This is a genomic window from Mesorhizobium sp. B3-1-7 (genome assembly GCF_006439385.1).
In the GTDB taxonomy this organism is placed as follows: domain Bacteria; phylum Pseudomonadota; class Alphaproteobacteria; order Rhizobiales; family Rhizobiaceae; genus Mesorhizobium.
Window position 1 is genome coordinate 49,754 of the sequence record NZ_VFTL01000023.1, and the last position, 19,872, is coordinate 69,625.

Below are 19,872 nucleotides of genomic sequence, written 5' to 3' on the forward strand. Positions count from 1 at the left end.
GGGCCTTTTGGCTGCTTTATCCCTTCTCTATTGGTTGATGATCAACGACGCAATCGCTCTCCTGACCCTGGACCATCGAACTGCAGTGGAGCCGACGCAGAATTCGTACGGTCTTCGGACAACCCTTTGATGTTATTCCAGAAGTATTCGCGACCGTAGAACGAAAGAGCTTCCTGGGGCGAAGTTGCCTGCCTAGCATCCGGTTTGGCTGGGGTTCTTGGAAGCTTTTCGAACTTTCTGGGCCGCGCCTAAGCCCGAATTGCGGGTGCTTATGGATAAAGTGGGACACTAGATTCGGTTTTTGGATAGTTTGGGAGGCACCGACTTTCTGCCACGCGTGCCTTCCTGATAGCGCGCGTCAGCACGACCTTCCAAGTGTTCTTACCCAAATGCGGACATGGGATTAACCGCTGCGCATTTCACTTTGATTCTGAGCCGGCAGTATCAAAAAATAAACGCTCAAGATGGTTCCACCGGTGATGGCATCAAAAAGGTGAGCCTTAACCCGAGGTGACCATAGCCACAGGTCTGCATGGTTCGCTAGCGGCACCATTTCTCAACAGCGATGGCGATCGCCTTTGTGCAGTCGATGAGGTCGCGCACCGCGACGCGTTCATTTGGCTGATGCGCCTGCGCGGGATCGCCGGGACCGAAGTTGACGGTCGGCGTGTTACCGAGGCCAGTGGGCAGGCCAATATCGCTGTGTGCGCCAAAGCCGCTGAGCGCAGGCGACAGATTGGCGACCTTCACAGCCTGCTGGAAGACACCGACGAACGGACTGTCCGAAGGGATTTCGGCGCAGTCGGCGTCGAGGATCCATTCGACGCGGGCAGGGTGCAGGCGCAGGTAAGGGTCCGCTTGGCAGACATTGGCAATATGCTCTTCGATCTCGCGCTTGACGTTGCCGCCCAGCCTGAACTCGTCATGTTCGCTCGGCAGGTACTGAGCGTCGATGATGATCTCGCCGCGGCCGGCCATCGACGACGGGTGTTCGCCGGCATTGATCTGGGTGACGATGATCTGGTTGGGCAGGTCCATCAGTGGATGGTTCTTCTTCGGATCGAACATCCAGCGCCGGTTGAGGATGTCGATGCCGTCGAGGATCTGCCGGCAAAGCTGCACGGCATCGACCGGGCCGCTCGAATACCAGGCATTCGGCGTTAGCTCCGCATGGCCACCTATGCCGTCGATGATGATCTTGCCCCAGAGAATGCCGTGACAGAGCGGCGCTATCCTGTTTGCCGTCGGTTCGGTCATGATGCCGGCATCGGCGCAAAAGCCGCGATCGACCATGGCGAGCGACCCCATGCCGCCGATTTCTTCATCGACGACAGTGGTGAAGACGATGTCTCCGGAAAGGCTGACATTCAGCTCCTTCAGGATCTCGACCGCCATCAGCATGCAGGCGACGCCGCCCTTCATGTCAACCGTGCCGCGGCCATGCAGGAAGCCGTCCTTCAACACAGGCTGGAACGGGTCGGTCGTCCAGTGTCCAGCCGCACCAGGCGGCACGACGTCGATATGGCCGGTGAGCATGATGGAGCGCCCACCGCCTGTGCCCTTCAACACGCCGCCGAGATTGGGCCGTCCATCGAAGGTCCTGCCCTTGTTGGCGCCGGCGCGTCCCTTGTATTTTTCGTAAAGCGCGGGGCCATCCGGTTCCCAAAGATCGGTCGTAAAGCCGAGCGCCTCGATGCGCTTTTTTAGGTAGAGCTGGCAATCCCGTTCGCCCGGGCCGGCCTCCTTCGGATTGGACTTCACGATCGAGGGAAAGGCGACGAGATTGCTCAGCGTCTCGACGATGCGATCGGCCGCTGCCTCGACACGCGCGGCGATGGTCTCTTCCATGGAAGGCATTATGATCTCCAACGTTGGGAAAGCCGGTCGGCCAGAAGGAAGAACACCAGAAGGGCGCCGACAATTCCCACCTGCCAGACCGTGTTGATGTTCAATTGCAGAAGGCCGGTCTTGAGCGTGACCAGCAGCAGGACGGCCGCGAAAACGCCGCCGACGCCGCCACGCCCGCCGGTGATGGCTATGCCGCCGAGCATGGCGGCCGTGAGCGATTCGAGCTCCAGGTTCTGACCGATATTGGGTCTGCCGCTGCCGAGCCAGGCGAGTGAAACAAGACCGGCGGCGCCAGCCAGCGCGCCGCTCAGCACATAGAGGATGAAGCGCACGCGCTCGACGGGAATGCCGACCAGCCTGGCCGAGCGTTCATTGAAGCCCATCGCGTAGATCCAGCGCCCCCAGGCCGTCGCCATCAGTACAAGGCCGGCCAGCGCGAAGCATGGAATGGCAAGGGTGAGGAAGGGCACGGGAATGCCCACCAGGACGCCACGCCCCCACAGGAGCAGCCAGGCGGGCACGCCCGACTGGGCCGCGCCGCCGGTGACGGCAAGCGCCACGCCGGAATACACGAAAAATGTTCCGAGCGTGGCGATGAAGGGCAACAGCGCTAAGCTATTCACCAGCAATCCGTTGAGGGCGCCGAGCAGCGCACCGGCTAGGATGCAGACGACTGGCAGCAGGACCGGTGGCAACCCCAGTTTGAGCGACAGCATGGCGAGGATGGCGGACAGCGAAACCGCGCCGCCGACGGACAGATCTATGCCGGTTCCGCCAGCCAGGATGACCAGACCCTGCCCGAGGCCGACCAGGGCCAGGATGGTCGAGAACTGGAGGACGTTGGTAACCGTACCGAGACTGAAAACCGATGGCTTGAGCGCAAGCAGGCCAACGATGACGATCAGCCAGAGCGCGCACAGAAGCGCGAGGGTAAGGGTCGGGCCCTGCAGGTTCCGGAGCGTTTTCATGCGCGGGCTCGCTGGAACCGGGCCATAGGAAGGCGGTTGGACACAGCTTCGAAGCCAAGCACGCCAATGATGAGAGCGCCGGTGACGACGGGCTGCCAGAGCGAGGGAACGCCGATCAGGAGTAGGCCGTTCTGGAGAATTCTGAGCAACAACACGCCAAGCACGGTGCCGATGAGGCTGCACCGTCCGCCTAGTATGCTCGTGCCGCCGAGAATAACCGCGGCAATGGCATCCAGCGCCGATGTGCTGCCGATCGACATTTCCACGTTGCGGTAGGTAGCGACATAGAAGGTCGCGGCGATGCCGGTCAGGACGCCGCTGATGACAAAGGTCACGAAGCGGACCTTGATCACCGGAATTCCTGAAAGCCGCGCCTTTTCCTCCGAATTGCCGATCGCCAGCAGGTGCAACCCATAGGGCGTTCGCCGCAGCGCCAGCCAGACCACCAGATAGGCAACAGCGATCACCAGGGCAGGGACGGGGATCCCGAGCGCGGTGGCACCCAGCAGATCGGTAAGGCTTGAGGGCAGGCCGGAAAGCCATTGCCCGCCAAGCAGCGCGAATACGGCGGTACGGTAGACGCCAAGCAGGCCAAGCGTTCCGACGATCGCCGGAACGCGGCCGAGGACGACAACGGCGGCCGTCACGCATCCCAGCAACGCGCCGACCGCGGGCCCGGCAATGAGCGCCAGGAATGGGGTGCCTTCAGCGCCGAGGATGCGGCCGATGGCGATGGCCGCGAGACCCATGACAATGCCGATGGATACATCGATGCCGCCCATGGCGAGCAGCAAGGTCATGCCGAGGCCGATCAGCAGGAGCTCAACGGCGTTGCGCAGGACGGTGACTGCGTTGCCCGAGGTCGCGTAGTGCGGTGATGCGACAGAGAAGATGACGATCGCCAGCAAACAGGCGATAAGCAGAGACCACTCCCGCCCGTTCATGGAGAAGACACCGATTCCAGCTGCCGCATCGCGTTCACGTCAGGGCTCAGAAGTTAAATTTATCGACATTGTCCTTGGTGAAGATAGCGGGCGGCCCGAGCAGCAGGATGCCTTTCGTCGCATCATAGGTGGCGGGCTTCTCCAGACCGGCAATCTTGTTTTCGGCCTCGAAACTCTTGCCGTCGATCAGCTGCTTGCCAGCCCAGACCGTCAGATAGCCGAGCTGTTCGGGGTCCCACAGCACGGTGAAGCCGAAAGCGCCGCTCTTCAGATACGAGCGGGCGGTGTTCGGGCTGCAATAACCCGTGCCAACGACGGAGCCGATCTTGCCGGCGGTTTCAATGGCCTGGGCAACGCCTGGGCAGGTCGAGGACGCAACGGCGATGATGGCCTTAATATCGGGGTTGGCGGCCATGAGATCGCCCGAGATCTGCGCGGCGCGCTCGGCCGTGCCGCCGGCATATTGCGGCGCGAGCAGCTTCAGCTTCGGATATTTGGCTGTGGCTTCCTTCTGCATGAAGCCGATCCAGGCGTTGAGGTTGGATGCCGTTGCCTCGCCAGAGACGATGCCGATGGTGGCGCCCTCTCCGACGCGCTTGACGAGTTCGTCGATGATCGTGGTGCCAAGCCCCTCGTCGGTCGCTTGCGCCACATAGACCGCGCGGCCGCTGTCGGGCGCGTCACTGTCGGAGGTGAACAGCTTGATGCCCTTGGCCTTGGCGCTCTCGACCACCGGCGCGATGCTCGAGGCATCGAGCACGCTGACCGAGATCGCTTCGACGCCTTGGTCGATCATATTCTGCACGATCTGCAGTTGGTCCACCGGATTGGTGCCGACCGGGCCAGAGTAGATGAAATCGACGCCAAGATCCTTGGCGGCGCGATTGCCGCCGGCTTCCATGGCGTTGAAATAGGGAATGCCGATCAGCTGCGGGACGAAGGCAACCCTTTTTTTGTCCGCCGCATGCGCTCCCGTGACAATGGCGAGTGATAGCACGGAGACAGCAAGCGCCTTTTTGAATGGTGAAAGCATTGTGTTGATCCTCTCTGGAATGACGTGCGTGTCAGTTTGTTTTTTCGAGCGCCCGCACGTCGGGATGGGCGCCTGTTATGAGTGAAACGACTTCCTCGTGATTGGTCTCAGTAGCCAGCCGTTCGGCCACCTTGCGGCCGCGCCGGAACACCACGATTCGGTCGGCAACCTCGAAAACTTCGGAAATGTTGTGGCTGATGAGGACGACGGCACAGCCGCGCGCGGCAAGCCGCCGTGTCAGCGCCAGCACCTTGCGGGTCTCTGCGACGGCAAGGGCGGCCGTCGGCTCATCCATAATGACCAGCCTGGCGTTGAGATTAAGCGCCCTGCAGATGGCAACGGCCTGGCGCTGACCGCCCGAAAGGCTGCCGACAGGGGCTTCAGGGTCTGTGATATGGGCGTCGAGTTCCTGCAGAAGACCGTCGACGCGCTGGCGCATCTCCCTGCGCCTCAGAAAGGGAACGCCCAAAATGGAGCGTTTCAATTCTCGACCCAGAAACACGTTTTCGGCGATCGACAGGTTTTCCGAAAGCGCAAGTTCCTGGAAAATCGTTGCGATGCCGGATGCGGCCGCATCCTTGGGCGAAGAGAACGCGACGGCGTTGCCCTCGATAACAAGCTCGCCGTCGCTCGGCGGATGGGCGCCCGCCAGAATCTTGATGAAGGTCGATTTGCCAGCACCGTTGTCGCCAAGCAGCGCCAGCACCTCGCCGGGCCGAATTTCCAGGTCGACATTGGCAAGCGCCGTCAGAGCGCCGAAACGCTTGGCGATGTTCCGGGCGACAAGAAAGGGTGCTGTCATGGCGGTTCCTCCTGCAGTTGCGGATTGGCTAGACGGCCTTGCTGACCCAGCGCAGCACGTTGGTCCAAAGGCTGGTGTAGCCGGGCCACTCTACGAAGTTGTTCGGCAGCCAGTGCGGTCCGATGTCTGATGTCCAGACCAGCGTGCGGCCCTCGCCATGACGCCCGGTGACCAGTAGCGGATGGCCGCCCTGGTCCTGCGGAAGCCGCGCTAAAACCTCGACATCGCCACGGTCACGAGCGACAACTTCGTTGGCGCCGAGTAGGATCGGCCACTCGCCCTGGATGCCGGCAAAGATCGGATGATCCCTGGGGCCGGTGATCTCAGGCCGGAAGCCCTCCGGGATTTCGAGCCGGTCGTCATTGGGAAGGCAGGTCACCGGCAGTGCATCTTCAACAGCGGTGCGATGCCAGCGCGCCTTGCCGTCGATGCCCTGGAAGCTGAAATAGCCGCCGATCATGACCAGGCCGCCGCCGGCCCGCGTCCAGTCGCGCAGCAGCTTGAGACGGTTCGGCACGGTCTTGCCGTGAAGCCAGACATCGGGGTGAAGCAGCAGCGAATTCGCGCCGATGTCGGAGAGCACGATCGCCTTGTACTGCGAAAGTCCTTCCATGGTGAAAGGCAGCTTTTCGACGGCCTCGTGCGCCGGCATGTATTCAAGATCGAATTCACTGTCCTTCAGGGTGTTGACCAAAGGCGTCGCGCCGAGATGGAAGGTAACGCTTCCGAACTGGTCGAAGCCCTTGTAGTGGGTGGCCGAACTCATCCAACTTTCGCCGACCAGAAGGACTTTCGTTTTCGCCATGACCATGTTCTCCCGATAATGCCTTGTTGGTCGCCTGCCGGATGCTTTGGACCCGGTAACGTATTGATCTAGCTTGCCATCACGTCATTTGCCGAAGCGGTGGCCTTCAATGTCGCGAAGTCGGCGATGTAGCCCTGCGCACCCTCGACGGTTGTCGTCAGGCTCGCGCCGATCGCTGCGTAGCGGGCGGCTGTTTCCAGCGATGCGCCATGCAGCCACAGACTGAGGAAGATGCCTGCGAAGCTGTCGCCTGCACCGGTCGCATCCACCCGGTTGACGGGTAGTGCCGGCACTTCGATTTGCGGTCCGCCGGTTGCCGGAAAGACGACCGCGCCGAATTCGCCCAGGGTAAGCACGACCGTTCCCCGCGGTTTGATGCGTGACAACATCTGCCGCACTTCGTCGATCATGGTCGCCATGCGGGTGCCAAAACCGTAGATCTCGCGGATCATCACATCGTTGATAAAGGTCAGGTCGATCTGCTTGACCATCCGAGCAAAGACTTCCGGCGTGCGCGCGCTTCCGGGCAGGCCGGCCGAATGCAGGCTCACTTTCCAGCCGGCCTGATGAAAACGGGCGACGGAGGCCGTCATCGTCTCATAATGGAAGCCTTCGATATGCAGGCAGGCCGGGCGCTGCTCGGGCTGGATGTCGAGGTTGGCCGTCAGGTCGACCTCGCCGAGTTCGAACGGTTCGCTGATAATGGTGCGGCTGCCGTTGCGCTCGATGATGACGATCGCCTGCGAGAGCCGGTTGTTGGGCGTGCTGCGGATGGGCAGGGCGTGGACACCCAGTTTGGAAAGCTCGCCCAGCGCCCAGTCGCTCTCCGCGTCCTGGCCAACCGCCGTCGCAAGCTCCACGTCAAGCGCGTAGGGCATGCCGACGCCAGCGGCGGCAACCGCGAGATTGGCCGCAGGACCACCCAACGCCTTTTCGATATGGGTCGCCGTCACCCGATCGTCGCGATGCGGCAGCACGTCGACGCGGCACAGGAAGTCGACGCTTACCCGGCCCGCGACCAGAAGCCGGGGTAAATGGTCGAGGCTTTTCAGCCGCTGCGGCACGCGGCCGGGTAGAGAGCGTGCAAACGAACTTGGCCGGTACATCAAGACGGCAACCGCCTTTTCGATACGATCTCGTGTGCCTTGCTTGAGGGCTGCGGTCCCGTTGATGAAGTTCGAAACCGTGCCGATGGAAACGCCGGCGGTTCGTGCAACATCTGCTATGGTGGGGCGCTTGCGTTGCAACAACATGGCTCCTATTGAAGCGTTTCAAACGCTAGCAACGGAATCGTGCCACCTCAACGAAATCATTTTCCAAAGAGTTGAGGACTGCCATCGCATATTGGAATGCTGATCCGAAAATATGCGAATCCCAACGGCGCCATTCCAATATTGAAGGATTTTCAATTCAGGGGAAGCGGGCATGCTGTTCAGAACGGTCCAGGAGAGCGAACGCATTCTCTCAATGACTGGGCTTCCAGACCATCCATTTGTTACCGCCGCCCCAGGGCGCACACCAGGAAGCGTGTTTGTGGCCTCGCCAAGAGGGAAAAAGCCGTTCACATTCCGGCGATCAAGCCTGCGTCCAGCTTGCCTTCGTGTGCCGTTCCCGCTTGGCCAATTACGAGACTAACAACGGTTTGAACGTCCGCCATCCGGTTGGCGAGCCCCAGAAGCCGTCAATCCATTTCGGCCGATCGAGAGACGACTTAGCCCGCCTTTAAAGGTAAGTGCTTGTTTTTATTGCATGCCGTTACCGGTCGCAGCGCTCGAAGGTCAGGCCAACGGAGGCGAGCAGACCTTGCGATCCTCATGGCAGGGCCGCAAGCTTTCCGCTCGGGTGCTGGATCCTGGCCAAGCCGCATTTCGCCAAAGAGGACCATTGCTGCTGTTCTGCCGCCATAAGCGCTCAAACCCAAACCTAATCGAAAAGGACATCCTGTTCGCCGCCATCGGCTGTCGAGTCGCAAGGAGGATACCGTCAATACGGCGTTACATCTGCGTTCGTCAGCTGAGGGGAATTTCTCAAGCGAGGTTTGCGGCTTCAGAGCCGGTCCCCGCAACCAATTTTATCATAAATCTATAACCGTCCCGGTCTAACGGGGGCGGTTATTTGCGTTTCGAGAAGGCGCGATTGATCTTGACTCACATGAAGCTGTGAGGCGAGTTGCGAAAACTGTACTGGTAGTTGTGCCCTCCTCATCAAGGCCGCCCAGGGATATTGTCGCGGCACGCTAGAACCGGTTGCGTGAAGCGGCCGCTTTGCGCCTGATTTCAGTCATTGGCGACCCGAGACAAATCCTGGAAGCAGCCAGTCCGCTTACCGCCGGAATGTCTATGACGGGGTGGGAAGCGGATTGGCAGGTTCTCGGCGCAGATCCAGATGGCGGACGTTCGATTCTTCGGCGGGGTTCCGTGATGTGACGCTTGGGAGTTTTGAGAGGACACCCAGTCTACGTTATCCTCATCCTAAGCAGGGATTGCCGCGCCGCTGGCCAGCAAACGGCGGGCGATAGCAGCTTTCTTCACTTCTTCGACCAGAGGCCGGGACTTCACGCTGTCGCGAGCGACGGGAGCCCCCAAGGTCATTAGCGCGTCCCTGACGATCACCACCGCCTCGTCGAAAGCGGTCTTGGCCTTTGCAGTATCCACCAGCTGTGCTTCGAGTGTCTTGCAATACTCAGCGTTCTTCCGGTTTCCTACGAGAGCCACGACAACTCCGGACCCATCTCGCCGACTTCGTCGCCGCCTACAACTTCGCCCGCAGGCTCAAGACCCTCAAAGGTCTCACACCCTACGAGTTCATCTGCAAGGCGTGGGTCTCACAACCGGAACGTTTCAAACTCCGCTCCAGCAAATGCCGGGACCAAACACCTTCAGGGCTCGCCGAAAGTCGCCCGGAGTTCCCCGATCTGGTCAGCATTGAGGGGTCGAGTCTCTGACCCTCGCAAAAGCAAAAAAAGCTTGGCGGTCTCTTCGAGTTCCTCGATCGCATAAACCGCCGCTTCAAGACTTTTACCGGAGACCAGCGGACCATGGTTTGCGAGGAGAACGGCCGGGCCGCGCGTGGCGGCTGCCCGGATGTCAGGGGCTAGTGCGGGATCACCAGGTCTGCGATACCTGAGCAATGGCAGCTTGCCGATTTTCATAACAAAATACGGTGTCAAGGGCGGTAAGCAGTCATCTTCCGGTAGACGGCACATGCATGACACCGCTGCGGAGTGGGTCGCGTGGAGGTGAACGATCGCCTCACATTGCGGCCGCGCACTGTACATCGCCAGGTGCAGCACGGTCTCCTTGGAGGGAGCGTCGCCTTCCACCGGCTTGCCCTCGAAGTCGACGACGCTGAGCCGTGTTGGGTCCAACCTCCCAAGAGAAGCATTGGTAGGCGTGACTACATAGCCGTCCTCGACGCGAACGCTGAGGTTGCCGCTGCTGCCGGCAGTCAGACCGCGAGTGAACAGGCTTTGGGCATGACTCATGATGCCGTCGCGAGCGTTCGTAATAGCCCTTTCGCGAGATGGCACAACATGGCTCATGAAAGCTTCTCCCAAGCCGACAAGAAGAAATCAACGTTGCCGAAATTTCCGGACTTGAGGGCAAGCGCCACTCTTGAGCCGTTAACTTCTGCGATTGTCCAGGGCACTCCAGGGGCAATCGTTGCGCCGATCGCCAAAGCGTCGATCCCGAGAGCCCCTACAACGGCGCCAGACGTTTCGCCGCCCGCGACGATTAACCGGCGCACACCGCGCTCCACAAGCTCTGTCGCGATGCGCGCCAATGTAGACTCGACCAGCTGCCCTGAGGCGGCAACTCCCAGCTCCTGCTGGACCTGGCGCACCTTATCCGGCGTAGCTGTCGCGTAAACCAGTATCGGCCTGGCACCCAGCTGTGGTGCGGCCCAGTTCAGGAAATCGGAAACAACCGCTTCAGAATCCTTTGCCAAGGCCAGCGGGTCGATCCGATACGTCGGCAGGCCATTGGCTTGCATGAGAGCGACCTGCCGGTTGGTCACCTGCGAGCAACTGCCGGATATCACGGCAGCTGGGCCGGCAATCTCAACCTTCAACGCACCAGAACCCTTCGACGACGAAAGGTTTCGAGCGATGCCGAGACCGAGACCAGAACCGCCGCTGACGAGCTTCAAGCCAGCGCAGGCCGACCCAATTTCGACCAGGTCGGCGTCGACAATCGCATCGATGACTGCGTAGCGGGCGCCGACGTCGGCCATGGCGTCGAGGCGGGCGCGAATGGCCCGCCTTCCTTGCCGCACCGTTCCGTGTTCGACGAGGTCAACTCTCGCCGGAGTTTGCGCAGCTAGCAGCCGCACCAGGCTGCTATCGATCATGGGCGTGAGCGGATGATCGCGCATCCCTGACTCGTCCAGGGGCTGATCTCCTACAAACAGGTGGCCTTTGTAGATCGTCCGGCCGTTTGCGGGCAGAGCAGGGCAGACCACGGTAATCGGCGCGCCGATTTCCTTGGCCAGCATGTCCGCGACCGGCCCGATGTTGCCTGCCGGCGTAGAGTCGAAGGTCGAGCAGTATTTGAAGAAGATCTGCATTGCACCCGCCTCTCGAAGCCAATCCAGGGCTTGCCGAGAGAGGGCTACCGCTTCGGCGGCCGGCGTTGTGCGCGACTTCAGGGCGACAACCACGGCATCATAGCCTCGCGCGGCGGCGAGGTGGGCGTTGGTGGGCACGCCGATGAACTGGATGGTCTTCATCCCTTCCTCCACGAGCATGCTCGCCAGGTCGGTCGCACCGGTGAAGTCGTCTGCTATACAGCCGAGAAGCATGAAATTTCTCAGATATCCTAAGCGAAGTCTGTTTAGTTTAAGGTGCCGCTGAGCTCGTCCTCGATATGGACGCGAATGATCTCGTCCATCGAGGTTTCGGCGGCGAAGCCCAGCTCCTTCGCGCGGGTTGCAGTGAAACCCCTGGGCCATGACGACACGATGTCGAAAACGGCGGGGTCCGGCTCTTCTCGGATCAGGTCCACCGCGCCGTCACCTGCCACGCGGCGCAGCGCGTCGATCTGGTCGCCGACCGTCGCCGACACGCCGGGGAGATTTATGCTGCGACGTGCTCCGAGCGCCTTGAGGTCGATTGCTGCGGCGTGGACCAAGGCGCTTACGGCGGAACGCGGGCTTGCGAACCAGTGCCGCAATGTTCGTGGCACCGGCAGCACCGAAGGTTGGCCGGCCAGCGGCTCGCGGATGATTCCCGAGTAGAAGCCGGATGCAGCCTTGTTTGGCTTGCCAGGCCGGACACATATGGTCGGGAGACGCAAAGCGATACCGTCCAAGAAGCCGCGCCGGGAATAATCCGCCAGAAGCAGCTCACAGATCGCCTTTTGTGTTCCGTAGCTGGAAAGCGGCGCAAGGACGAAGTCATCCGGAATCTCGTCAGGCAACGGTTGGCCAAAGACGGCGAGCGAAGACGTGAAGACGACCCGGGGTCGGTATGCGCGCGTCTCGCCTTCGAGTCGGATCGCATCGAAAAGGAACCGGGTGCCATCAAGGTTGATGCGATAGCCCTTCTCGAAATTCGCTTCCGCATCGCTAGAGACGATCGCTGCGAGATGGAAGATGACATCCGGACGTGACGCAGCCAAGCTCGCGGCAGCGCCCGCCTGGGAAAGATCTGAGGTGACGCAATCTACCGCTACCCCGGGGAGGTCCACGCTCATCGGCGGCACTACATCAACCAAGGAAAGCTGGGTGATTGCGGCTCCGCCCACCGATCCTCCTTGCACCAACCGATCGCTCAACTTGCGACCGATCATGCCGGCCGCCCCGATTATCATTAAATGCATGGCATCATCCCGTTTGATTAGCGTCCGGACCAGGTCGGACGGCGCCTTTCAGCGAATGCCGTCATGCCTTCGACCCGGTCTTCGGACTGAAAGACCCTAAGCAGGCCATCGCGTTCCCAGCGAAGACCGTCGGCCAATCCCCCTTCATCAACACGTCGGATCAGCGACTTGGTCACCGCTACGGAGAGCGGCGCATTGGCAGCGATCGCAGTTGCAAGTGCGATCGCCGTCTGCACGACGAGGTCGTCTTCGACTACGTCGCAAACCAATCCTGCCTGTTTGGCCCCTTGGGCTGAAAGCGGGGCGCCGGTCAGTAGCATCTTGGTGGCGACCTGCCGGCCCACGAGGCGTGGTAACCGCTGCGTACCCCCGTCACCGGCCATACCTCCGATCTTGACTTCCGGTTGGCCGAACTGCGCACTGGTTCCCGCGACCACCAGGTCACAGATCATCGCAAGTTCATTGCCGGCGCCGTAGGCAAAGCCACGCACCGCAGCGATCAAGGGCTTCGGAAATATCTCGATCGCCCGCCAAGCCGCCAATCTCTCTTCATCGAGAATGGCAGCAATGCCTCTTTCGTTCACTTCAAGGATGTCGGCTCCGGCCGAGAATGCTCGCTCATCTCCGGTGATAATCACCGCCCGCGTGGCGCTAGAGGACGCCGCCTTTGCAAGCGTATGGGCGATATCGAGTACGAGTTGCTTCGTGAGCGCGTTCCGGCGTTGCGGCCGGTTGAGCCGCAGTAGCAATACCCCATCGATAGGGGTCTCTTCGAGCAGATGTTGGTCCATGTCAGAGCCTATACAGGTGGAGGCCGCCGTCGACCCAGACCGCGTCGCCAGTTGAAAACTTGAATGCGCCGGACGCGAGGTTCGCCACCGCTTCCCCTACATCCTCCGGCTCGCCCCATCTGCGCATGGGAACCAAACCCTCCTCGATCACGCGATCATATTTCTCCCGCGACGGTTGGGTCATTTCCGTCATCGTGATCCCGGGCCTTACCTCGTACGCATGGATCTTTTCCTCCGCGAGGCGCGCAGCGAACAGGCGGGTCGCCATCGAGAGGCCAGTCTTGGTGATACAGTAATCAGGCCGGTTGACGCCGAGGATCTCGACGTTGACCGACGTGATGTTCACGATGGAGCAAAAGTGCGTGTCAGCGGCCTTGGTCCGTATAAGCCGCTTGCTGAACGCCTGACTGAGCAGAAAAGGTGCCCGCAGGTTGATGCGAAGTGCTCGATCGAGACTTTCGACAGGGAGGTCGAGCATGTCCCCCCGCACCGTGGAAGACACTCCTGCATTGTTCACCAGGGTCGTGAGCGTCCCGAGTTCACCTGCCGCATCCAGGATGGCTTCGTGACACGCTTCGTCGCCAACGTCGGCGGCCATAAACGCGGCTGGGACACCGCTTTCCTTGAGCAGAGACACCGCCTCTTCGTCGGACGCGTCATTTTCTAGATCGACCACGAGTACGCCCTGTCCGCGTCGCGCGAGACACTGACCGATCGCGCGGCCGATCCCGCGCCGGCCCCCCGTTACAATTGCGATTCCTGACATGTCGACATCCTTCACGATTTTACCGAGCCGGACGTCAGGCCCTGCACAAAGTAGCGGCCAAGAACGAGGTAGATCAGGATCGTGGGCAGAGCCGCGACGATCGCACCCGCCATGACGACGTTCCAGTCGACCGAATAGTTACCGGACAGGTTCGACAGCGCGACGGTCACGGGTTGGGCCGCAGGGTTCGGCACCAGGATCACGCCAAACAGGAAGTCATTCCAGATGTTCGTGAATTGGAAGATGCCGGCCACGACGAAGCCCGGTGCCGAAAGTGGCAGGATGATCTTGAAATAGGTCCTCAAGATGCCGGCGCCGTCCACCTTTGCAGCCTCGATAAGTGCTTTAGGAATGGTCCTATAGTAGTTTCCAAACACAAGGATATTGACGGATTGTCCGTAGATGACGTGGACGATGATCAACCCTGCCAAGGTCCCATAAAGGCCGAGCTTCTGCGCCAAGAAAGTCAGCGGGATGATGATGCTTTGGTACGGGATAAACATACCAAAGATAATCAGCACCGAGATCCAGCGCGAGAACCTGACGCCCCATAGTGTTAGGATGTAGGCGGTGAGTGAGCCGATTAGGCAGGAGACGATCGTCGCGGTGCCGGTCATGATCAAGCTATTTTGGAACGATGGCCCGAGCTTCTCCCATGCCTCGGCAAATCCCCCGGGACCTATGGTGCGGGGCAGCGACCACATGTCGGACACGGACACATCGCGGGCAGATTTGAGGCCGTTCACGGACAACATGTAGACTGGCATTAGGAAGAACGCCGAGAGCGCAATGAGGAGGGCATACGTCAGCCCACGGCGGGCTACCTGCGCAATGTTGCTCTCTTGGCCAGTCTGAAGCGCGTGCGCTGACATCACTTGTCCTCCGGCATTGTGCGGATCAGGTACGGAACGACGATCACCGCCACCATCGCGAGCATGACCACCGAGCCTGCGGCTCCGACGCCATATCTCAAGGAACGGAATGTGGTTTCGAATACGAAGATGCCGGGCACGTCCGTCGCAAAGCCGGGTCCAGGGCCAGACATGACGTACACCAGATCGAAAATCTTAAGAGAAACGTGGCCGAGGATCACCAGATTGATCACGGTGAATGGCGCCAGCATAGGCCAGGTTATTTTGCGGAAGTAGGTCCAACCGCTGGCATTGTCGATCGCGGCCGCCTCCTTGATATGCGAAGGAATGGTGGCAAGCCCCGCAAGAAAGGTCGCCATGGCAAAGCCCGCGAGCTGCCATGACGCGGCAATCGCGACGCCGATCAGGGCCACAGGGATGCCGAGCTTGAGCTGGATGGTCGCAAGGAAGGGGAAGATGCTGCCCAGTGTGTCGTTCAGGGGTGCAAGGACGGTCGGGTCGGTCAGCCAGCCAGGCTTGAAAGGGCCGATACCCGCCGCAGCGAGCACTGAGTTAATGCCCGTCATGTTGATTAGGACGTTCACGCCTGTCTCCGGGTTGAAGATCCAGCGCCACGCCACCCCGGTGACAATGAACGAGATGGCATAGGGGAACAGGAAGACCGAGCGGAAGAACCCCTTGCCGGGCAGGTTGCGGTTGATAAGGAGCGCTAACACAAGCCCCAGGCCGACCGAGCCGGCCAGGAACAGGAATGTAAAGATGACGGTGTTGCGCAGATCGATCTGAAAACGCGGATTGGCGAAAAGCGCATGATAGTTCTTGAACAACGGCGTGCTGAAGCCGCCGCCCAAATTGACCACAGACCAGTCCGACAATGAGATCAGGACGGTCAGAATGATAAAGAGATAAACGAAGACCAGCGTCGTTACGATGACAGGAGACAGCAGAAGTGCCGTCTGCAGTTTCTCGCCGATCCACCGGTGCGCTGGTCGACCCGGCGCAACCTGGAATTCGGGCGTGAAAGTATCAAACGTGCTCATGTGTAGGGTCCCGCACTGTTTGCGTCGTTGATGCTGAAATGCGGGGGCCGAGCCCGTGGGACACGGACTCGGCCCAGCGACTTTACGTCTTCGGAATAGCGTCGAAGGCTGCCTGCATGTTGTCAGCGAAGGCGTCGATGTTCTTGTCAACCACGAAGGTGGTCAGGGCATCGAAGGAGCTCTGGTTGAACGATGACGGCACCTGCTCGCCGTTGACGCTCGAGCCCGTGAACTTGTTCTTCGCGAACTTCTCGAATGACCACTTGAGATACGGGGGCAGCGTGGATTTGTCGACGTCAAGGCGCGTGGCGACCGAGCCCTTCTTCAGGCTGAACGCCAGCTGGACTTTCGGGTCACCCATCACCTTCAACCAGTTGCGGGCCGACTCCGGATTGGGGGCGGCCTTGGCGATCGGGAAGCCGTCCGTCACGATGATGAAGATGTCTTCCGTGCCGGGATGGCTGACCCAGCCGAAGTCCACGCCGTCCTTGGCGCCGGCCTTGGCGAATTCGCCATATGACCAGTCGCCCATCATGGTGAAAGCCGAGCTGCCTTCAATGACCTTCTTGACGGCCTGGTCCCAGCTCAGTGCGGAGTGGTCAGGGTTCTGGTAGTCGAGCATGCGAAGGTGGATCTTGTAGGCCTCCTTCATCTGCGGCGAGTTGAAGGCAAGCTTCCCATCCCAAAGCTGCACGGTCTGGTCATAGCCGAGCACGCCGTTGAATGTGTTCTCGAGCATGCGCATGTTGGCCCAGATGCCGTTGTCGCCGACCGCGAGTGCATTCACGCCGGCCGCTTTCAGCTTCTCGGCCGCAGCAAAGAACTGGTCGAACGACAGGGAGTCGCCGATCTCGATGCCGTTCTTGGCGAGCAAAGGCTTGTTGAACCACACTTCGTTGCAACGATGGGCGCCGACCATCACGGCGTAATATTTTCCGTTTTTCCGGACGAGGTCGAGGACGCCCGGCGACATGGTCTTTTCCCACCCCTCGGACTTATAGAGGTCAGTGACGTCCTCGATGTAGCCGGGGTCGGCATAAGAGTTGAAGAAGGCCGTGCCGCTGTTTCCCTGCCAGGTGTCGGGCGGTGTACCGCCGGCCAAGCGCGCCTGGAGCACGGGAAGTGCATTCGTGCCGCCGCCGCCGGCCACGGCAGCGTTCGTGATTTCCGTAGAAGGATAGTGCTCCTTGAAGCCGTCGATCAGGGCCTGGAGGGCCGCTGACTCGCCACCTGACGTCCACCACGAGAAAATTTCCAGCTTGTCGGCGGCCATTGCAGACCGTCCGGCAAGTCCTGAGAATGCGGCCCCAGCGGCCAGCGCCGCGCTCGTCTTCAATAACGAACGTCTGTTGACATTCCAGTTCATGTTCACTCCTCCTTTTTTGGCGCCGCAGCGCTCTTCACGTTGACTGTTAGTTACCCTTGGGGACCCAGCGATCAGCCAGCGGGCCGAATTGCAGTTGGACTGTCTTGAGTTCGGTGAACTCTTCGACCGCGAAGCGGCCCTTCTCGTGCCCCACGCCGCTTTGACGGTGGCCGACCAGAGGCAGCTCGGGGGCGCCGGCGATGTACGTGTTGATTTCGACGGTCCCCGATCGCAGGCCGCGCGCGCACTTGAAAGCCGTGTCGAGGTTCGAGGTCCACACGCCGGACGCGAGCCCGTAGATTGTGCTGTTGGCGATCTCGAGCGCCTCGTCGACGGTATCGAACGGGATGATGGCAAGGACCGGCCCGAAGATTTCTTCCTGCGCGATGCGCATGTCCGGGCTGACATCGGCAAAGATCGTGGGCTCGACGAAATAGCCGTCTACGCCTCCGTGCTGCATGCTCTGAGTGCCGCCCAGCATCAAGGTCGCGTTTTCTTCTTTGCCGATCGCGATGTAGCTGCCGATGGTTTCGTATTGCTGCTTGGAAATGACCGGGCCGACCTTCACGGCGGGGTCCAGTGGATCGCCGACACGAACGGATTTGATCTGAGCAGCCACGGCCTGGCTGAATTGCTCTGCTACAGAGCGCTGCACGAGCAGCCGAGTGCCGCTGACACAGCACTGGCCCGCGTTGTGAAGGATACCGAAAACGACCTTGTCGGTTGCCGCCTCGAGATCAGCGTCGGCAAAGACGATATGTGCGGCTTTCCCACCGAGCTCCAGCGAGACGCGCTTGAGCGTGTCCGCCGCGGCCCTGCTGATTGTCTTCCCGACCTCGGTAGAACCGGTGAACGAGACCATCGCAACGTCGGAATGCGAGCACAGCTGCATGCCAATCGTGGAGCCGGCGCCAGCGAGGATGTTGACGACCCCGGCGGGCATGCCGGCCTTTTGAAGAAGCTCGCCCAACAGCAGGGCCGTGCCCGATGTCAGCTCGCTCGGCTTGACCACGGCGGTGCATCCGAGAGCCAGCGCGAAAGGCAGCTTCTGACTTAAGATGAGGAGCGGGAAATTCCACGGAGTGATCATGGCCACGACGCCGATCGGTTGGCGCAAAACCAACCCCATCGTGTCCTTTCCGAGGGTATCGTAAGTGTCGCCATAGGCATGGCGCGCCAAGGTCGCGGCATACTCCCAAAGATCGACCGAGACGTCGATTTCGCCCTCGATCGCAGAGACGGGCTTGCCGCCCTCCAAAGCCTCGATCCGAGCGAGCTCAGCTTTGTGCTCACGGATCAGGTCAGCGACCTTGAGGATCAATCTTGCACGGGCGGCGCCAGGCATGGTCGCCCAGTCGGTCTTGTCGAAGGCCGTTTTGGCCGCCGCTACTGCACGCTCGGTGTCGGCAGCGGTTGCTCTGGGATACCGGCTGACCAGACGACGATGCGCCGGACTGGTCCGGTCAATCGCCTCGCGGTCGGATACGGGTATCAGCGATCCGTCTATCAGCAGACTGAAATCGCGGGGTGTGTCGGGAAGGGCGTAGAGCGTGGAAGGATGTGCATTCATGGACAAGGATCATCCGTTTCGTCGGCGGCATCTGTAATCGATTACAGAGCGTTGTCAATGAGAATCTTGATTGTCTAATGGAAGCCAGCTTCCGTTGGTTGAACTCGAGCGGATGGCGACGTCGCACAGCGCCACCCCACGCGCACCTTCCTCCAACCCTGGTGCCGGAAATAGAGGGATTGAGCCAGGTGCCTGGATGGCATCCGCGAAGTCGCTGTAAAGGATGGCGAGTGCCTCATGGTAGCCTTCAGGATTGCCGGCGGGGAGTGTGGTTTGCGTCGCCCCGGCTGCAGTCATGATCCGTTGACCCCTGTGAAGTGTACGGTCTGCTTGGCCGAGTTCACCGATACGAAGCGCTTCCGGAGCTTCCTGTCGCCACTCGACTGACCCTGTCGACCCTATGACCTTGATACGAAGACCGTTGCGATGTCCGGGCGCAGCTTGAGTCGCCCACAGGAGCCCGGAAAAGCCAGCGTCGAAGCGCAGCTGCACGATGTCGTTATCGTCGAGCGCACGACCTTCGACGATCGTCGTTAGATTGGCCGAGAGCTGGTTGACCTTCGCCCCGGAGACGAACTCCGCGAGATTAAACGCGTGGGTTCCGACATCGCCAAGCGTGCCTGTCGGTCCGGCTTTTTGTGGATCCGTTCGCCAGCCGCCGGCCTTTGCGCCGAGGTTCTCCGGCTTGTCGGCGAGCCACTCCTGCAGATACTCGACGTACACGAACTTAACGCGCCCAATCGCGCCTTCCGCGACGAGCTGGCGGGCCTCACGCACCATCGGGTAGCCGCAATAGGTGTATGTCATGCCGAAAAAGACGCCGGTCTGCGCGGCGAGCCGCTGCAATTCGCGCGCTTCCTCCAAGGAATTCACCAACGGTTTGTCGCAGATCACGCCGATGCCGTTTTCCATCAGGATCTTGCAGGCATCAAAATGCAGATGGTTAGGCGTGACGACGCACGCCGCCCGGATGCCATTGCTGCGCGCCGCTTCGGCTCGGGCGAGATCGGCGACTGTCTCATAGTTGCGATCGGCAGCCACGCCGAGCGCGGCACCAGCTTCGAGCGACCTAGAACGTTCCGACGAGAATACGCCGGCGACAAGCTGCCAGCGGCCGCTGAGGCGAAGCGCCGCACGGTGATAGGGGGCAAAAAACGATCCCCGGCCGCCGCCTACCATTCCGATCGGCAAGCGCGGTCCCAGATCCAAATCTGAGGCAAGTTTGTAGACCATCTGTAGTGCTCCTGA

At 60.7% G+C, this 19,872-nt stretch carries 18 protein-coding genes and 1 pseudogene; 1 reads left to right on the top strand and 18 read right to left on the bottom strand.

Features of this window, described 5'->3' with window-relative positions; genetic code table 11:
* Nucleotides 1–540: 540 nt before the first annotated feature.
* The 8 genes from FJ417_RS19580 to FJ417_RS19615 form a co-directional block, all read right to left on the bottom strand.
* Nucleotides 541–1,857 carry an ArgE/DapE family deacylase gene (locus FJ417_RS19580; RefSeq protein WP_140784621.1) on the bottom strand — a complete coding sequence of 439 codons (1,317 nt, stop codon included), beginning with the start codon at nt 1,855–1,857 and terminating at the stop codon, nt 541–543.
* Complete coding sequence (locus FJ417_RS19585; RefSeq protein ID WP_140784622.1) at nt 1,857–2,816, bottom strand: ABC transporter permease; 960 nt, start codon at nt 2,814–2,816, stop codon at nt 1,857–1,859. The genes FJ417_RS19580 and FJ417_RS19585 overlap by 1 nt, the downstream gene beginning before the upstream one ends.
* Complete coding sequence (locus tag FJ417_RS19590; RefSeq protein ID WP_140784623.1) at nt 2,813–3,760, bottom strand: ABC transporter permease; 948 nt, start codon at nt 3,758–3,760, stop codon at nt 2,813–2,815. The genes FJ417_RS19585 and FJ417_RS19590 overlap by 4 nt, the downstream gene beginning before the upstream one ends.
* A 46-nt stretch (nt 3,761–3,806) precedes the next feature.
* The gene (locus FJ417_RS19595) at nt 3,807–4,793 is read right to left on the bottom strand and encodes an autoinducer 2 ABC transporter substrate-binding protein (RefSeq protein ID WP_140784624.1); all 987 of its coding nucleotides are present in this window, start codon (nt 4,791–4,793) and stop codon (nt 3,807–3,809) included.
* Between the two features lie 31 nt (nt 4,794–4,824).
* On the bottom strand, nt 4,825–5,595 hold the full coding sequence (locus FJ417_RS19600) for an ATP-binding cassette domain-containing protein (protein WP_140784625.1): 771 nt from the start codon (nt 5,593–5,595) through the stop codon (nt 4,825–4,827).
* Nucleotides 5,596–5,623: 28 nt separating this feature from the next.
* Nucleotides 5,624–6,400, bottom strand: coding sequence for a glutamine amidotransferase (locus FJ417_RS19605; RefSeq protein WP_140784626.1), 777 nt, complete (start codon nt 6,398–6,400; stop codon nt 5,624–5,626).
* Nucleotides 6,401–6,468: 68 nt separating this feature from the next.
* Nucleotides 6,469–7,653 (bottom strand): PfkB family carbohydrate kinase, encoded by a 1,185-nt coding sequence (locus FJ417_RS19610; protein ID WP_140784627.1) that lies wholly within the window; start codon nt 7,651–7,653, stop codon nt 6,469–6,471.
* A 1,218-nt stretch (nt 7,654–8,871) separates the two neighbouring features.
* Nucleotides 8,872–9,114 (bottom strand): hypothetical protein, encoded by a 243-nt coding sequence (locus FJ417_RS19615; RefSeq protein ID WP_181183264.1) that lies wholly within the window; start codon nt 9,112–9,114, stop codon nt 8,872–8,874.
* Nucleotides 9,115–9,116: 2 nt separating this feature from the next.
* On the opposite strand from FJ417_RS19615, the pseudogene FJ417_RS19620 reads away from it, so the two are divergent.
* Nucleotides 9,117–9,328: pseudogene (locus tag FJ417_RS19620) on the top strand (hypothetical protein); the annotation flags it as partial.
* Here the strand turns inward: FJ417_RS19620 and otnC are convergent.
* The 10 genes from otnC to FJ417_RS19670 form a co-directional block, all read right to left on the bottom strand.
* A complete protein-coding gene (gene otnC / locus FJ417_RS19625) occupies nt 9,279–9,941 on the bottom strand; it encodes a 3-oxo-tetronate 4-phosphate decarboxylase (RefSeq protein WP_140784629.1) in 663 nt (220 codons plus the stop codon). The pseudogene FJ417_RS19620 and the gene otnC overlap by 50 nt on opposite strands.
* Nucleotides 9,938–11,200 carry a 3-oxo-tetronate kinase gene (otnK, locus tag FJ417_RS19630; RefSeq protein WP_140784630.1) on the bottom strand — a complete coding sequence of 421 codons (1,263 nt, stop codon included), beginning with the start codon at nt 11,198–11,200 and terminating at the stop codon, nt 9,938–9,940. Before otnK ends, otnC begins: the two co-directional genes overlap by 4 nt.
* Before the next feature lie 32 nt (nt 11,201–11,232).
* A complete protein-coding gene (gene denD / locus FJ417_RS19635; protein ID WP_140784631.1) occupies nt 11,233–12,219 on the bottom strand; it encodes a D-erythronate dehydrogenase in 987 nt (328 codons plus the stop codon).
* Between the two features lie 17 nt (nt 12,220–12,236).
* Nucleotides 12,237–13,010, bottom strand: coding sequence for an enoyl-CoA hydratase-related protein (locus tag FJ417_RS19640; protein WP_140784632.1), 774 nt, complete (start codon nt 13,008–13,010; stop codon nt 12,237–12,239).
* A 1-nt stretch (nt 13,011) separates the two neighbouring features.
* Nucleotides 13,012–13,776 carry a 3-ketoacyl-ACP reductase gene (locus FJ417_RS19645; protein ID WP_140784633.1) on the bottom strand — a complete coding sequence of 255 codons (765 nt, stop codon included), beginning with the start codon at nt 13,774–13,776 and terminating at the stop codon, nt 13,012–13,014.
* 11 nt (nt 13,777–13,787) lie between these two features.
* Complete coding sequence (locus FJ417_RS19650) at nt 13,788–14,648, bottom strand: carbohydrate ABC transporter permease (protein WP_140784634.1); 861 nt, start codon at nt 14,646–14,648, stop codon at nt 13,788–13,790.
* Entirely contained in the window at nt 14,648–15,688 is a 1,041-nt protein-coding gene (locus FJ417_RS19655; RefSeq protein WP_140784635.1) for a sugar ABC transporter permease, read from the bottom strand. The genes FJ417_RS19650 and FJ417_RS19655 overlap by 1 nt, the downstream gene beginning before the upstream one ends.
* 82 nt (nt 15,689–15,770) lie before the next feature.
* Nucleotides 15,771–17,054 carry an ABC transporter substrate-binding protein gene (locus FJ417_RS19660; RefSeq protein WP_140784636.1) on the bottom strand — a complete coding sequence of 428 codons (1,284 nt, stop codon included), beginning with the start codon at nt 17,052–17,054 and terminating at the stop codon, nt 15,771–15,773.
* A 46-nt stretch (nt 17,055–17,100) separates the two neighbouring features.
* Nucleotides 17,101–18,624 carry an aldehyde dehydrogenase family protein gene (locus FJ417_RS19665; protein ID WP_140784637.1) on the bottom strand — a complete coding sequence of 508 codons (1,524 nt, stop codon included), beginning with the start codon at nt 18,622–18,624 and terminating at the stop codon, nt 17,101–17,103.
* A gap of 54 nt (nt 18,625–18,678) precedes the next feature.
* Nucleotides 18,679–19,857, bottom strand: coding sequence for a Gfo/Idh/MocA family oxidoreductase (locus FJ417_RS19670; protein WP_140784638.1), 1,179 nt, complete (start codon nt 19,855–19,857; stop codon nt 18,679–18,681).
* Nucleotides 19,858–19,872: the final 15 nt, after the last annotated feature.

Excerpts from the sequence above, each read along its gene's own strand:
- FJ417_RS19670 (WP_140784638.1), bottom strand. The coding sequence starts at position 19,857 with ATGGTCTACAAACTTGCCTCAGATTTGGATCTGGGACCGCGCTTGCCG.
- otnC (WP_140784629.1), bottom strand. The coding sequence starts at position 9,941 with ATGAGCCATGTTGTGCCATCTCGCGAAAGGGCTATTACGAACGCTCGC.
- FJ417_RS19605 (WP_140784626.1), bottom strand. The coding sequence starts at position 6,400 with ATGGCGAAAACGAAAGTCCTTCTGGTCGGCGAAAGTTGGATGAGTTCG.
- FJ417_RS19650 (WP_140784634.1), bottom strand. The coding sequence starts at position 14,648 with ATGTCAGCGCACGCGCTTCAGACTGGCCAAGAGAGCAACATTGCGCAG.
- FJ417_RS19595 (WP_140784624.1), bottom strand. The coding sequence starts at position 4,793 with ATGCTTTCACCATTCAAAAAGGCGCTTGCTGTCTCCGTGCTATCACTC.
- FJ417_RS19665 (WP_140784637.1), bottom strand. The coding sequence starts at position 18,624 with ATGAATGCACATCCTTCCACGCTCTACGCCCTTCCCGACACACCCCGC.
- FJ417_RS19580 (WP_140784621.1), bottom strand. The coding sequence starts at position 1,857 with ATGCCTTCCATGGAAGAGACCATCGCCGCGCGTGTCGAGGCAGCGGCC.
- denD (WP_140784631.1), bottom strand. The coding sequence starts at position 12,219 with ATGCATTTAATGATAATCGGGGCGGCCGGCATGATCGGTCGCAAGTTG.
- FJ417_RS19655 (WP_140784635.1), bottom strand. The coding sequence starts at position 15,688 with ATGAGCACGTTTGATACTTTCACGCCCGAATTCCAGGTTGCGCCGGGT.
- otnK (WP_140784630.1), bottom strand. The coding sequence starts at position 11,200 with ATGCTTCTCGGCTGTATAGCAGACGACTTCACCGGTGCGACCGACCTG.
- FJ417_RS19600 (WP_140784625.1), bottom strand. The coding sequence starts at position 5,595 with ATGACAGCACCCTTTCTTGTCGCCCGGAACATCGCCAAGCGTTTCGGC.
- FJ417_RS19585 (WP_140784622.1), bottom strand. The coding sequence starts at position 2,816 with ATGAAAACGCTCCGGAACCTGCAGGGCCCGACCCTTACCCTCGCGCTT.
- FJ417_RS19610 (WP_140784627.1), bottom strand. The coding sequence starts at position 7,653 with ATGTTGTTGCAACGCAAGCGCCCCACCATAGCAGATGTTGCACGAACC.
- FJ417_RS19590 (WP_140784623.1), bottom strand. The coding sequence starts at position 3,760 with ATGAACGGGCGGGAGTGGTCTCTGCTTATCGCCTGTTTGCTGGCGATC.
- FJ417_RS19640 (WP_140784632.1), bottom strand. The coding sequence starts at position 13,010 with ATGGACCAACATCTGCTCGAAGAGACCCCTATCGATGGGGTATTGCTA.
- FJ417_RS19645 (WP_140784633.1), bottom strand. The coding sequence starts at position 13,776 with ATGTCAGGAATCGCAATTGTAACGGGGGGCCGGCGCGGGATCGGCCGC.
- FJ417_RS19660 (WP_140784636.1), bottom strand. The coding sequence starts at position 17,054 with ATGAACTGGAATGTCAACAGACGTTCGTTATTGAAGACGAGCGCGGCG.